We start from the raw sequence: 13,881 nt of genomic DNA, 5'->3' as shown, positions 1-13,881 counted from the left end.
GGTCGCCATGCGGCCCTTTGGCACAGATGCCGCCACGGGTGATCACCTGTGGCGGCAGCCTTCAGGCGGTGCTGCCCAAGCGCTCGACAAGCAGGGCGGCGTAGCCAGGCAATGCACTGAAATCCCGCGAGCACAGCAGCAAGCTGCGCTTCGCCCAGGCCTCCTGCAAGGCGACCCAGCGCAGCGGCAAGCTGTGCTCCCAGCGGCGCACCGAGGTCAGCGGGACCACTGCCACCCCCGCGCCACCTGCGACCATCCTGATCACCCCATCGAATCCTTCGGCGCGAACGCGCACCTGCATCCGTTTGCCGAGACGCAGGGCCTGTTCCTCCAGATGCAGCGCCAGGGCGCTGTCGGCACCCAGCCCCACATACCCATGGGCAAGGCTGGCGTTGAAGTCTGCCCGGTCGCTGGCCGCCAGCGGGTGCTCGCGCGGCATCACCAGCACCAGTGGATCGTCGCGAAACGGTAGGGTCTGCAGGGTTGCGCAGGGCGCGGCATTCGAGACGATACCCAGGTCCGCCATGCCCTGGCTGATCGCCTGGACGATATGCAGGCTGGGCAGTTCCTGGATATCCACGCTCACCCCCGGATGCTCGGCCAGGTAGCTCGCCAGCAGCTCCGGCAGGTACTCGGTCAGCGCCGCGGTGTTGCACAGCAGGCGCACCTGGCCTTGCAGGCCGTGGGCGTATTGCCCGAGGTCGAACTGCAGGCGCTCGACCTGCTGCGCGATCAGCCGCGCATGCTGCAGCAAGGCCTGGCCGGCGGGCGTGGGCAGCACGCCGCGGCGGTTGCGTTCGAGCAGGGGAATGCCCAGCGAGGCCTCCATGGCGCGAATGCGCGCACTGGCGGCCGGCAGCGAGAGGTGGCTGCGCCGGGCGCCGGCGGTGATGTTGCCGCTTTCAACGGTGTGCTGGAACAGCTTGAGGTCGATCAGGTCGAAATGCATCTGCCTCTGTCCTGGCAAGAGTCTGCCTGAGTATATGGCAGATTTTCAGCGCGCTTGCCGCACGGCAGGATGGTGGCCATGAATACCTTCCTGGCGTTTTATCAGAACATCGGCCCGGCGCTGTCTTTGCTGGTGATCCTGACCTTTTTCCTGGCCGGCGCGGTCAAGGGTGTCATCGGCCTGGGGTTGCCGACCGTCGCCATGGGATTGCTTGGCCTGGCTATGGCTCCGGCGCAGGCTGCGGCGCTGCTGATCGTGCCATCGACCTTGACCAACCTCTGGCAGCTGGCGGCGGGCGGCCACCTGCTCGCGCTGCTGCGCCGCCTGGGCGGGATGCTGACGATGATCTTCATCGGCACCCTGCTGGGCAGCGTCTGGCTGGGGATCGACAGCGGTCCGTGGGCGGCCCATGGCCTGGGCGCCGCTTTGCTGGTCTATGCCCTCTATGGCCTGGTCGGCCCAGGGCTGCGCGTGGCACCGGCCAGGGAGGCCTGGCTGGGGCCGCTCTGCGGGTTGCTCACGGGCGTGGTGACGGCCGCCACCGGCGTGTTCGTCATGCCCGCGGTGCCCTACCTGCAGGGCCTGGGCCTGAGCCGCGACGAGCTGGTCCAGGCGCTGGGCCTGTCGTTCACCGTCTCGACCCTTGCACTGGCGGTCGGCCTGGCCGGGCAGGACGCCCTGGGTGGCCAGGCCCTGGGGGCTTCACTGCTGGTGTTGGCACCGGCTTTGCTGGGCATGTTCGCCGGCCAGTGGCTGCGCGGACGGATCAGCGCAGCGCTGTTCAAGCGCTGCTTCTTCATCGGCCTTGCGCTGCTGGGCGGGCACCTGCTGGTCAACGGCTAGCGGAAGAGGCGCTGAGCATGTCGATCATCTGGATATCGAAATCGCGCTCCAGGTAATCCATGCGTTTTTCGAAGAAGGCACGCATATGTGGCAGTGCCGAATGCTCGTCCAGCGCGTCCTTGCTGGCCCACACCTCGAAGAACACGAACAGGCTCGGGTCTGCCTTGTCGCGCAGCATGTGGTACTCGATGCAGCCCGGTTCCTGGCGGCTCGGCTCCACGTAAGGACGGAACAGTTGTTCGAAGGCCTCGGCCTGCTCCGGGCGGGTCTTGGCTTTGAGAATGAAAGCGTATTGCTCGGTCATGGGAAAACGCTCTGTAAGGGGAGTGAGCAAATTCTAAATCAACAATATGCTTACCATTCGTGATTTACAGGCAAAAGAATTTTGCCCTGCCCTGGCTGTTTCCCCGCCGCCTGGTTGCCTAACCTGCCGGCAACTTCACTTACAGGGCTGACCCTCCCATGAAAAAGATTCTCCTGCTCAACGGCGGTAAACGCTTCGCCCATTCCGACGGCCGTCTCAACCAGACCCTGCACGATGCCGCACTGGCCCATCTGGACCGCGCCGGTTTCGATGTGCGGGAAACCTTCATCGACGGCGGCTACGACGTCCAGGCCGAGGTGGAGAAGTTCCTCTGGGCGGATGTAGTGATCTACCAGATGCCCGGTTGGTGGATGGGCGCGCCTTGGACCGTGAAGAAGTACATCGACGACGTGTTCACCGCCGGCCACGGCAGCCTTTACGCCAACGATGGCCGTACCCGTTCGGACGCCTCGCAGAAGTACGGCAGCGGCGGCCTGGTGCAGGGCAAGCAATACATGCTGTCGCTGACCTGGAACGCGCCGCAGCAGGCGTTCGACGACCCCAGCGATTTCTTCGAGGGCAAGGGCGTGGACGCGGTGTACTTCCCGTTCCACAAGGCCAACCAGTTCCTCGGCATGACGGGCCTGCCGACCTACCTGGCCGTGGACGTGATGAAGCGCCCGGATGTGCCGGCGGCGCTGGCAGCTTATGAAAAACACCTGGACGCGGTGTTTGGCAAGGCCAACTGATTTCCCGAGCGCGCGGCCCGTGGCAGCGGGCTTGCCCCGCGATCACCGCAGCTGCTTGCATACCGCTCGCTCGCCCGCTATGAATCACGGCATCCACCTGCCAAGGCCATCCGCGTGAAAACCCGATCCGAAGAACTCCAGGTATTTGTCGCCGTCATCGACAGCGGCTCGATCTCCGCCGCCGCGGAGCAGATCGGCCAGACACCCTCCGCAGTCAGCCGCACCCTGTCGCGCCTGGAGGGCAAGCTCGGTACCACGCTGGTCAACCGCACTACGCGGCGCATGGACCTGACCGAGGAAGGGCGTTTCTTCCTGGAGCGCGCCCGGGCGATCCTCGAGCAGATGGACGACATGGAAGAGCGCCTCTCGCTGAACCGCCAGACCCCGACCGGGCGCCTGCGCATCAACGCCGCCGCGCCGTTCATGCTGCACGCGATCCTGCCGTGGATCGGCGAGTTCCGTCAGCAGTACCCCGGCATCGAGCTGGAGCTGAACACCGACGACCTGATCATCGACCTGCTGGAGCAAAGCACCGACGTGGCCATCCGCATCGGCGAACTGGCCGACTCCAGCCTGCATGCCCGTTCGCTCGGCTGCAGCCCGGTGCAGGTGCTTGCCAGCCCCGACTACCTGGCTCGGCATGGCACGCCGCAGCGGGTCGAGGATCTCGAGGCCCATTGCCTGCTCGGCTTTAGCACCCTCGAGTCGCTCAACCAGTGGCCACTGCGCCATGCCCAGGGCGACCGCTGGGCGATCCGCCCGCAGCTGGTCGCCTCGAGCGGCGAGACCTTGCGTCAGCTGGCCATCGCCGGCGAGGGCATGGTCAGCCTGTCGCACTTCATGACCCACGAGGACATCCGCGCCGGCCGGCTGAACGTGATCCTCGCCGAGCACAACAATGGCTATCGCCAGCCGATCCACGCGGTCTACTACCGCAATACCCAGCTGGCCCTGCGCATCCAGTGCTTTCTCGATTTCATCCAGAAAAAGCTGGCGGTCTATGCCTGCTGAGTTGCCTGAACGCGACAGGGTCTGCCCGTCGGCGGCGTGAAACGACCGGGGTGTTTGCTTAGTGACAGGGCTTCGGCCTTAATGACTGATCAACAAAAACAACACCAAGGAAGTGCGCATGCGTATTGTCATGTTCCAGCCCCTGGCCCTCGGGGCCGCGATCCTGAGCTGCTCCTCCGCCTTTGCCGTGACGCTTGAAGGCGGCGCGGTGGCCGCGCCTGATCAATATGGCGCACAGGTGGCCGCCGACATCCTCAAGAAGGGCGGCAACGCGGTGGACGCCGCCGTCGCCACCGCCTTCACCCTGGCGGTGACCTACCCCGAGGCCGGCAACATCGGCGGCGGTGGCTTCATGACCCTGTTCGTCGACGGCAAACCCTACTTCCTCGACTACCGCGAAGTGGCGCCCAAGGCCGCGACCAAGACCATGTACCTGGACGACAAGGGCGAGGTGATCGAGAACCTCAGCCTGGTCGGCGTGCGCGCCGCCGGTGTGCCGGGCACGGTGATGGGGCTGTGGGAGGCGCATCAGAAGTTCGGCAAGCTCAAGTGGAGCGAGCTGCTGACCCCGGCCATCGGCTATGCGCAGAACGGTTTCAAAATTGCCCAGAAGCAGTACCAGTACCGTGATGACGCCCAGGGCCTGTTCAAGACCGCGACCAACTTCAACGACTACTTCGGCAGCATGAAGGTCGGCGAGCTGTTCAAGCAACCGGAGCTGGCGCAGACCCTCGAGCGCATTGCCGACAAGGGCGTCAGCGAGTTCTACCAGGGCAAGACCGCCGACTTGCTGGTGGCGCAGATGCAGGCCGACAAGGGCCTGATCAGCAAGGACGACCTCAAGGACTACAAGGCCGTGTGGCGCGACCCGATCGCCATCAACTGGCGCGGCAACGTGGTCTACACCGCGCCGCCGCCAAGCTCAGGCGGCGTCGCCCTGGCCCAGCTGCTGGGGATCAAGGAAGACCGCGCGGCGGACTTCAAGGGCGTCGAGCACAACTCCGCCAAGTACATCCACCTGCTGGCCGAGATCGAGAAGCGCGTGTTCGCCGACCGCGCCGACTATCTCGGCGATCCGGCCTTCACCAAGGTTCCGGTCGACCAGCTGGTGGCCAAGGATTACCTGGCCAAGCGTGCCGCCCAGGTCAACCCGAACGCGATTTCCGCAACCGACCAGGTCAAGCCGGGGCTGGAACCGCACCAGACCACCCACTTCTCCATCGTCGACAAGCAGGGCAACGCGGTGAGCAACACCTACACCCTCAACCTCGACTACGGCAGCGGCGTGGTGGTCAAGGGCGCGGGCTTCCTGCTCAACGACGAGATGGACGACTTCAGCGCCAAGCCGGGCGCGGCCAACGCCTTTGGCGTGGTCGGCGGCGACGCCAATGCCATCGCGCCGGGCAAGCGCATGCTCTCGTCGATGAGCCCGAGCCTGGTGGCGCGTGACGGCAAGGTGGTGCTGGTGCTGGGCACCCCGGGCGGTTCGCGGATCTTCACCTCGATCTTCCAGGTGATGAACAACCTGTACGACTTCGGCATGCCGCTGGAGAAAGCCGTGGCGGCGCAGCGCGTGCATCACCAGTTGCTGCCCAAGGACACCATCTACTTCGACAGCTATGCGCCGCTCAAGGGGCAGGTGGCTGACGACCTGAAGAAGATGGGCTACGTGCTGGAGGACCAGGGCTGGGAGATGGGCGACATCCAGGCGATCCGGGTCACCGGCGAGAAGCTGGAGACGGCGTCTGATCCGCGCGGGCGCGGGGTGGGGATGATCGTCAAGTAACCCGAGGCAGAAATGATCGCGGGGCAAGCCCGCTCCCACGAATCTGTGGGAGCGGGCTTGCCCCGCGATGCTTTACAGGATCAGACGCGGAACTGGCTGACCAGGGTCTGCAGGTGGCCACCCAGGCGCGCCAGCTCGACGCTGGAAGCGGCGGTCTCGTCGCTGGCCGCGGCGGTCTGCTCCGACACGTCGCGCACGTTGAGGATGCTGCGGCTGATCTCTTCGGCCACGGCGCTCTGCTGCTCGGCGGCGGCGGCGATCTGCTGGTTCATCGACTGGATGTTCGACACCGTGCGGGTGATGCTTTCCAGCGAACCACCGGCCTTGCGCGCCAGCTCGACGCTGCTGTCGGTCAGGTTGCGGCTGCCGTTCATCACTTCGGCAACCTGCTGGGTGCCGTGCTGCAGGCTGGCGATCAGGCCTTCGATTTCCTCGGTGGACTGCTGGGTGCGCTGGGCCAGGCCACGCACCTCGTCGGCGACCACGGCGAAACCACGCCCGGCCTCACCGGCACGCGCTGCTTCGATGGCGGCGTTTAGCGCCAGCAGGTTGGTCTGCTCGGCCACCGACTTGATCACGTCCATGACGCTGCCGATCTTCTGGCTTTCCTGCTGCAGCAAGGTCATGGCCTCGGTGGAGCGGTGAACTTCGTGGGCCAGGCGCTCGATCTGGCTGATCGCTTCACCCACTACCTTGTCGCCGACACGGGCTTCGTCGTCGGCGTTGGTCGCGGCGTGGGAGGCTTGTTCGGCGTTGCGCGCGACTTCCTGCACGGTGGCGGCCATCTCGTGCATGGCGGTGGCTACCTGGTCGGTCTCGACCTTCTGGCTGTTGGCGCCGGCGCTGGTCTGCTCGGTCACCGCCGACAGTTCTTCGGCGGCGCTGGCGATCTGGGTGACGCCGTCGCGGATGCCGGTGATCAGGTCACGCAGGGTCGTGCCCATGCGTGCGATGCCTTGCTGCAGGGCGCCCAGTTCGTCGCGGCGGGTGACGCGCAGTTGCTGGGTGAGGTCGCCGCTGGCGATGCGGTTGACCACGTCCATGGTCTCGCGCAGCGGACGGGTGATCTGACGGGTGATGATGAACGCGGCGAGCACGCCTACCAGCAGCGCCAGCAGGGTTGCGGTGGTTTGCAGGCTGCGGGCCTGGACGCTTTCGTCGTCACGGCGCTCGATCTGGATCTTGTACAGCTCGTCGCTGCGCTTGACGATATCGGCGCCCTGCACGGTCATTTCGGCACGGGCTACGCCAATGGCGGCAGTGGCGTCGCGGAACTGACGCACGGCATCACGGTAGGCCAGCACGGCGCTTTCGAACTGCTGGATGCGCGAGGCTTCGGCCGGCAGCTGGCGCTTGAGGCTGTCGATTTCGCTGAGGGCGTTTTCCAGCTGGCGCAGGGCGGCCTGCTCGGCTTCGCTGGTCAGGTCGGCGATGTAGCTGCGCACGTCCAGGCGGACCTGCACCAGCTGCTGCTTGGCCTTGCTGATCAGCAGGTATTGGGCCAGGCGGCTGGCATCGCTTTCGCTGCTGGACAGCACGGCGCCGCTGATCGCTTCGATGGCGTCGTTGGCGCGGGCTGCGGCCTGGTTCATCGAGTCGCGGGCGGTGAGGGTGGTCTTGTAGCCCTGGCGCATCTTCTCCAGCGAAACCCGGTACTCGCTGATGCTCTGGCCCTGCTCGCGCAGCAGCTTGAGGTTCTCGGGGCTCTTGAAGGTGTTGACCAGGTGCTGCTGCTGGCTGCCGAAGGCGTCGAGCTTGGCCTGGACGTTGGCTGCCGAGGCGTCGTCGCCGTTGGTCAGCATCCACTGCAGGCGGGCCACGCGCAGGTTGGTCAGGTCACTGTTGAGCTGGGTGATGTCGCTCATCCAGTTGCTGCGGTCGATAAGGCTGCCCAGGCTGTTCCAGCCGGTCAGGGCCAGCAGGCCGGTCAGGACCAGGACCAGGCCGAAGCCCAGGCCGAGTTTGAGGTTGACGCTGATATTGGCGAACCAACTGTTCATGCACGCTCTCCCAGAGAATGATTTCGCTCACTTGATCTCAAAAGTTGGGCGTTGTTGTTGTCAGATAGCCCGCAGATTTGTGTAGGACTTATCGGCAACGCTGGGAGAAGCTGAAACGCTTTTTCAGCAATTTTGTAACTTGTTGAATACGTTTACGTTTTTGATGTTGTCAATTGCGGGTCAGCGGACTCGCAGCAGGAGCCGGCTGACCGCCGATCGCTATTTCAGAGGCTACGCGCGCTGAAGGTATCGCACTGGTTCAGGTCGCCGCTGGAGAACCCGGCCTTGAACCAGCGCATGCGCTGCTGGGAGGTGCCATGGGTGAACGAGTCGGGCACCACGCGGCCCTGACCCTGCTGTTGCAAACGGTCGTCGCCAATGGCGTTGGCGGCGTTCAACGCCTCCTCGACGTCACCCGGCTCCAGCCAGTTCAGACGCTTCTGCGCCTGGTAGGCCCAGACCCCGGCCAGGCAGTCGGCCTGCAGCTCCTGGCGCACCAGCAAGCCATTGTCGCCCTCCATGCGCTGGCCACTGCGGCGCGCCGCATCGACTTTGGCCGAGACGCCCAGCAGGGTCTGCACATGGTGGCCGATCTCGTGGGCGATCACATAGGCCTGGGCGAAGTCGCCGGCGGCCTTGAAGCGGGTTTCCATTTCGCGGAAGAAGGTCATGTCCAGGTACACGCGCTGGTCGCCGGGGCAATAGAACGGCCCGACCGCCGAGGAGGCGAAGCCGCAGGCGGAGTTGACCTGGCCGCTGAACAGCACCAGCTTGGGGTCGCGGTACTGTTTGCCGGCCTGGGCGAACAGTGCCTTCCAGGTGTCCTCCGTGTCGCCGAGGATCGAGGCGACGAATTCGGCCTGCTCGTCGTTGGCCGGCGGTGCCTTGCCGTCGACGTTGGCAGGGGCGGTCTGTTGCTGCTCCATCTGCCCAGCCAGCTGGCCGAGGATCTGCAGTGGGTCCTGCCCGGTAAGCCAGCCGATGCCGACGATCAGCAGGATGGCGCCGAGCCCCAGGCCCTTGCCGCCGCCGAAGCGCATGCCGCCGCCACCCCCTTCGCCGCGGGCATCGACCACGTTGTCGCTGCGTCGGCCTTTTCGCCATTCCATGTAGAGCTCTCCGGTTGCTGAAACATGAAGTCCAAGATTAGTTCAGTGAAGACCGAGGTGTATCCCCGACCGCTGACGCATAACCAAATGGTTATGCCTGGGACCGCGGAATTCAATATTCATCCCGTCGCACCTGCCGGAAACTGCAAGTCCGCCTGCCACGCCCAGGCGTTCGATAATTCCAAGAGAGGAAACCGGCATGCCCGCCCAGGACACCAGCCGCTTCGTGATCCGTGATCGCAACTGGCACCCCAAGGCCTTCACCCCCGACTACAAGACCTCGGTGGCGCGCTCCCCGCGCCAGGCGCTGGTCAGCATCCCGCAGTCGATCAGCGAAAGCACCGGCCCGGACTTTTCCCACCTGCGCTTCGGCGCGCACGACCATGACCTGCTGCTCAACTTCAACCAGGGCGGCCTGCCCATTGGCGAGCGCATCATCGTTGCCGGACGGGTGGTCGACCAGTATGGCAAGCCGGTGCCCAACACCCTGGTGGAAATGTGGCAGGCCAATGCCGGTGGCCGTTACCGGCACAAGAACGACCGCTACCTGGCACCGCTGGACCCGAACTTCGGCGGTGTCGGCCGCTGCCTGACCGACCGCGACGGCTACTACAGCTTCCGCACCATCAAGCCCGGCCCGTACCCCTGGCGCAACGGCCCCAACGACTGGCGTCCGGCGCATATCCACTTCTCCATCAGCGGCCCGTCGATCGCCACCAAGCTGATCACCCAGTTGTACTTCGAGGGCGACCCGCTGATCCCGTTGTGCCCGATCGTCAAGTCGATCGCCAACCCGGATGCCGTCGAGCGGCTGATCGCCAGGCTCGACATGAGCCACGCCAACCCCATGGATTGCCTGGCCTACCGCTTCGACATCTTCCTGCGCGGCCAGCGCCAGACCCACTTCGAAAACCGCTGAGGAGCCCCGTCATGCCTATCGAACTGCTGCCGGAAACCCCTTCGCAGACCGCCGGCCCCTATGTGCATATCGGCCTTGCCCTGGAAGCGGCCGGCAACCCGACCCGTGACCATGAAATCTGCAACCGCCTGGCCCAGCCCGATGCACCGGGCGAGCACATATTGCTGATCGGCCAGGTGTACGACGGCAATGGCCACCTGGTGCGCGACTCGTTCCTGGAGGTGTGGCAGGCGGACGCCGAGGGCCGCTATCAGGACGAGTACCACCTCGAGAACGCCTTCAACAGCTTTGGCCGCACCGCGACCACCTTCGATGCCGGCGAGTGGACCCTGCACACGGTCAAGCCGGGGGTGGTGAACAACGCCGCGGGCGTGCCGATGGCGCCGCACATCAACCTCAGCCTGTTTGCCCGGGGCATCAATATCCACCTGCATACCCGGCTGTATTTCGATGACGAAGCCGAGGCGAACGCCAGGTGCCCGGTGCTGAACCTGATCGAACAGCCGCAGCGGCGCGAGACCTTGATTGCCAGGCGCTGCGAAGTGGACGGCAAGACGGCGTACCGCTTCGACATTCGTATTCAGGGCGACGGGGAGACAGTGTTCTTCGACTTCTGACGCCCCCGGTCGGCAAGCCCGGCAACACTGGCAGGGCTTGCCGCTTGTACTAATGAGTTACGACTAATCCTTTCGTGGCGCATCCCTGCGCGCGTCGTCAAACTACTGAAATTCTTCTTGTTTTCCCGCCCTCATTGCCCCTGCCACAGGTACTAACACCAAGTTGTGAGCTACCCGATTCGGCGCCATGCGCTTTCACTGCTGTTGTGAGCAAGAACAATCAGCAGCAGCGGGAGTCCTTCCATGAACACTCAAGCGTGGATCAAGGCGGCAACGGCGCTGACGATGGCCGTGAGTCTGGGCCTTGCCGGTTGCAGCAGCGGCGGCGGCGGGCATCACAGCGAGGTCGATGGTTCGTCGTCCGATGGCGGCGCGGGCGCGGGCGCGGGTGCCGGAGCCGGTGGCGGCGGGGGCGATGGCACGGGCGGCAGTGGTGGAGGCGGTAGCGGTGGCACCACGTCCCCGGGTGATGGCAGCGCCGGTACCGGTGGCGGCGGTGGAGGCACTGGCGGCGGCAGCACGCCTGGTGGCGGTGACGGCGGCACGGGCGGTGGTACCACACCCACCGCGCTGGTCACCGGCCAGGTGGTCGATCAATTGGGCAATACTGTGTCCGGGGTCGGTGACGGCGTGAGCAATCTCGGCCAGGTGATCGGTGCGCTGCCCATTGCCGGCAATACCTCGTTGAGCGGTGGCGTGGGCACTCTGGTGTCCTCCGCCGGCAACGCCGTGAACAGCGTCGGCGGTGGCCTGAGCGAGGGCCTGGGGCAATTGGGTACCGGCAACAATGCCGTGGGCACCACGGTCGGCGTGGTCGGTGCGGCCACCGCCGACCTGGGCGGCGGCGTCTCCGGCCTTGGCCAGGGCGTGGCCGGGCTGGCCAGCAACGGGCCGGTCGAGCAGGTGCCGGTGGTCAACCAACTGGTTGCCGGGGCCGGTCAAGGCGTCGACCGGGTCGGCCAGGCGGTGACCATGCTCGGCGACACCCTCTCGCCGGTCGGCACCAGCGGCCCGCTCGCCGGGGCGACCCAAGGCGTGAGCGATGCCTTGGTGCCGGTGGTCTCGCTGGTGGAAAACACGGCGGCCAATGCCACGCGGCAGACCGGGCTCGCCGGGCCGCTGAACCAGGCGCTGAACCAGACCGGTGGTGCCTTGAACCAGGCCGGCCAGCAACTGGCCGGGGCCGACAACGGCAACCCCTTGAGCAACACGCTCGGTCAGGCGGTGGCCAATACCGGTACCACGGTCAGCACGGCGAGCGGGCTGGCCCCTGTCACCGGCGGCCCACGCAGCGGCCTGCTGGAAACCGTCGGCGGCGTGGTGGCCGGTGCCGGCAGTGGGCTGACGGCGAGCACCACCAGCCCGACCGTGAGTGGTATTGGCGGCACTTCGGTGCAGACGGGCAATACCGTCGCCAGCCTGGGTACTGTGCTCGGTGGCAACGGCGTGGCCAACAGCGTTGCCGGGGCGCCGGTCGCGGCGCTGACCCAACAGGTGGGCAGCGGCCTCAACCCGGTGGTCACTGGTGTCTCCAGCGTGACCCAGCAAGTTGGCGCCAGTACCGGCGTTGGCGCCCCCGTGGCGGGGTTGCTGAACCAGGTCGGTGGCGCGGTGGGCTCTGCCGGCACGCAACTGGCCGGTACCACAGGCAACCCGGTTGTCAGCCAGGTTGGCGCGACGGTGACCGCGGTCGGTACAACGCTCCGCCAGGCGGGCACCTTGGTCAATGGCGGCGCGCCCGCCGGTGGTCTTGGTGGTGCGCTCAATGGTGTGTCAGGGGCTCTGGCAGGCGGGCAGCGCTGACGCCACGGGCTACGCTCAAGGTGAGTGAGACCGACCGGCGCGCCGTTCGCCGGTCGGTCACCCCGCAACTCGTGGATCATGGAGTGTCCGAATGCGCCGATTGCTGCTGACGATGCTGGGCCTGTCCGCAGCCTGCCTGGCCCGGGGCGAACCCCTGCCGAGCTTCCTCAACAGCAACGAGACCGAACGCCGCCTGCCCACGCCCAACCTGCCGGTGGATGCCTACCGGCCCGACCAGCCCGGCTTGCGCGTGCCCAGCGTGGACACCACGCGGCAACCACCGTTGCTGATGAACACCCGGGTGGCGGTGCGCAAGGTGCGTTTCGAAGGCGGCACCGTCTACCCCCTGAGCGACCTGCGCGAGCATTACCAGCCGGTGATCGGGCGCGAGGTCACGCTCGCCGAGCTGATCGAGATCACCCGCCGCCTGACCCAACGCTACCAGCAGGACGGTTACCTGCTGTCATACGCCTACCTGCCGCCCCAGGACTTCGCCGATGGCCGGGTGCGGGTGGTGCTGGTGGAAGGCTACATCCACGACTATCACATCGAGGGCGACATTGGCGCGGCGCGGGCCTACCTGGTGCAACTGCTGGACCGGCTCAAGGCCGAGCGTCCGCTGACCCGCGAAAGCTTCGAGCGCTATACCAGCCTGGCCGGGCGCATCCCCGGGGTGACGTTCCAGGCCCAGGTGCCGCCGCCGGCGACCACCGACGGCGCGACCCGCCTGCTCGCCCAGGTTTCGCGCAAGCCGGTCACCACCACCTTGAGCCTCAACGACGGCAGCCGCGACGACCTGCAGGCACTGCTGGGCGCCAGCAGCAACGCGCAGACCCGCTTCGCCGAACAATTGAGCGCCAGCGTGCTGGTACCGCCCGGCGAGGACAAGGAGCATTACTACCGCCTCGACTACAGCCAGTTCCTCGATGCCGAAGGCTCGAAACTGTTGTTGTCGGCTTCGCGCTACCGCAGCGATCCCAAGGCGCGCATTCGTCTGGACAACGGCATCGACCTGACCCAGCACCGCGAGAACGAACGCTACTCGGTGGGCATCAGCCAATCGCTGATCGCCTCGCCTAGTGAATGGCTGGAGGTGGTCGGGCGCTTCTACGTGGTCAACGACCACATCGACTACCAGGTGGTTGGCTTGCCCCTGCGCCTGGACAGCGAAACCGATATCCGCGCTCTGTCCTTCGAAGGCGACTGGCGCAAGGCTGATGCGCGCCGCCTGCGTATCCTCAGTGCCGGGGTCTATCAGGGGCTCGACCGCCTTGGCGCCAACACCAATGCCGACTACGACCTGGACTTCCTGCGCCTGCGGGTCTCGGGCGTGCAGAGCGACAACTTCAGCGACAACTGGCAGGGCGTGGCATCGGCGGCGGCCTACTGGAGCAACGACAGCCTGCCCGACAGCGAGCGGGCGGTGTTCGGCGGGCAGAACTTCGGGCGCGGCTACCCCAGCGACCAGGGCTCCGGAGACAAGGGCTGGGGGTTGGCCTACGAGCTCAACTACAGCTTCCGGCGCGACGCTGGCTGGCTCAAGGTCGTGCAGCCGTACGTGGCGCTCGACACCGCGCGGGCCTGGTTCAACGCGCTGGACGTGCGCGACTCGAAGATGTCGTCGGCGGCGCTGGGGCTGCGCTTTGGCGATATGCGCTACTACAACATTGCGCTGGAGGTGGCCAAGCCGATGTCGGACATGGCGCTGGACAGCTTCAACCGGCGGCCACGGCTGAACCTGAGTTTCAGTTATCAATTGTAAGGGGGGCCGTGCCCCTCATCGCCGGCAAG

General features: G+C 66.0%; 12 protein-coding genes and 1 pseudogene. 8 read left to right on the top strand and 5 right to left on the bottom strand.

Features of this window, described 5'->3' with window-relative positions:
- Positions 1-61 precede the first annotated feature (61 nt).
- A complete protein-coding gene (locus tag LU688_RS23870) occupies positions 62-949 on the bottom strand; it encodes a LysR substrate-binding domain-containing protein (protein WP_160290631.1) in 888 nt (295 codons plus the stop codon).
- Between the two features lie 78 nt (positions 950-1,027).
- Between LU688_RS23870 and LU688_RS23865 the strand changes: the two genes are divergently transcribed.
- Positions 1,028-1,792 carry a sulfite exporter TauE/SafE family protein gene (locus tag LU688_RS23865; RefSeq protein WP_104444876.1) on the top strand — a complete coding sequence of 255 codons (765 nt, stop codon included), beginning with the start codon at positions 1,028-1,030 and terminating at the stop codon, positions 1,790-1,792.
- On the opposite strand, the gene LU688_RS23860 is transcribed toward LU688_RS23865, so the two are convergent.
- The gene (locus LU688_RS23860; RefSeq protein WP_023631587.1) at positions 1,782-2,096 is read right to left on the bottom strand and encodes a putative quinol monooxygenase; all 315 of its coding nucleotides are present in this window, start codon (positions 2,094-2,096) and stop codon (positions 1,782-1,784) included. The genes LU688_RS23865 and LU688_RS23860 overlap by 11 nt on opposite strands.
- A 158-nt stretch (positions 2,097-2,254) precedes the next feature.
- Between LU688_RS23860 and mdaB the strand changes: the two genes are divergently transcribed.
- The 3 genes from mdaB to ggt all read left to right on the top strand — a co-directional run bounded on the left by mdaB (position 2,255) and on the right by ggt (position 5,642).
- Positions 2,255-2,845, top strand: coding sequence for an NADPH:quinone oxidoreductase MdaB (gene mdaB, locus LU688_RS23855; protein ID WP_160290630.1), 591 nt, complete (start codon positions 2,255-2,257; stop codon positions 2,843-2,845).
- A 114-nt stretch (positions 2,846-2,959) separates the two neighbouring features.
- On the top strand, positions 2,960-3,856 hold the full coding sequence (locus LU688_RS23850; protein ID WP_160290629.1) for a LysR family transcriptional regulator: 897 nt from the start codon (positions 2,960-2,962) through the stop codon (positions 3,854-3,856).
- Positions 3,857-3,974: 118 nt separating this feature from the next.
- Positions 3,975-5,642, top strand: a complete 1,668-nt coding sequence (ggt, locus tag LU688_RS23845; protein WP_160290628.1) for a gamma-glutamyltransferase — start codon at positions 3,975-3,977, stop codon at positions 5,640-5,642.
- An 80-nt stretch (positions 5,643-5,722) separates the two neighbouring features.
- Here ggt and LU688_RS28065 read toward each other — a convergent pair whose 3' ends face one another.
- The 3 genes and pseudogenes from LU688_RS28065 to ypfJ form a co-directional block, all read right to left on the bottom strand.
- Positions 5,723-6,427 (bottom strand): methyl-accepting chemotaxis protein, encoded by a 705-nt coding sequence (locus LU688_RS28065; RefSeq protein WP_371918342.1) that lies wholly within the window; start codon positions 6,425-6,427, stop codon positions 5,723-5,725.
- 198 nt (positions 6,428-6,625) lie between these two features.
- Positions 6,626-7,507 (bottom strand): annotated as a pseudogene (locus LU688_RS28060) (methyl-accepting chemotaxis protein); the annotation flags it as partial.
- Between the two features lie 359 nt (positions 7,508-7,866).
- Positions 7,867-8,751 (bottom strand): KPN_02809 family neutral zinc metallopeptidase, encoded by an 885-nt coding sequence (gene ypfJ, locus LU688_RS23835; protein WP_038706842.1) that lies wholly within the window; start codon positions 8,749-8,751, stop codon positions 7,867-7,869.
- 199 nt (positions 8,752-8,950) lie between these two features.
- Here ypfJ and pcaH point away from each other — a divergent pair, with 199 nt between their 5' ends.
- The 4 genes from pcaH (at position 8,951) to LU688_RS23815 (ending at position 13,852) form a co-directional block, all read left to right on the top strand.
- Positions 8,951-9,670, top strand: a complete 720-nt coding sequence (gene pcaH / locus LU688_RS23830) for a protocatechuate 3,4-dioxygenase subunit beta (protein ID WP_160290627.1) — start codon at positions 8,951-8,953, stop codon at positions 9,668-9,670.
- An 11-nt stretch (positions 9,671-9,681) separates the two neighbouring features.
- Positions 9,682-10,287 carry a protocatechuate 3,4-dioxygenase subunit alpha gene (pcaG, locus tag LU688_RS23825; protein ID WP_023631026.1) on the top strand — a complete coding sequence of 202 codons (606 nt, stop codon included), beginning with the start codon at positions 9,682-9,684 and terminating at the stop codon, positions 10,285-10,287.
- 243 nt (positions 10,288-10,530) lie between these two features.
- Positions 10,531-12,090, top strand: coding sequence for a collagen-like triple helix repeat-containing protein (locus LU688_RS23820; RefSeq protein WP_160290626.1), 1,560 nt, complete (start codon positions 10,531-10,533; stop codon positions 12,088-12,090).
- Between the two features lie 91 nt (positions 12,091-12,181).
- Entirely contained in the window at positions 12,182-13,852 is a 1,671-nt protein-coding gene (locus tag LU688_RS23815; RefSeq protein ID WP_160290625.1) for a ShlB/FhaC/HecB family hemolysin secretion/activation protein, read from the top strand.
- Positions 13,853-13,881 lie beyond the last annotated feature (29 nt).

The organism is Pseudomonas soli (genome assembly GCF_021283165.2).
In the GTDB taxonomy this organism is placed as follows: domain Bacteria; phylum Pseudomonadota; class Gammaproteobacteria; order Pseudomonadales; family Pseudomonadaceae; genus Aquipseudomonas; species Aquipseudomonas soli.
Note: the sequence above shows the minus strand (reverse complement) of the source record. Positions and strands in the feature narration are given on the sequence as shown.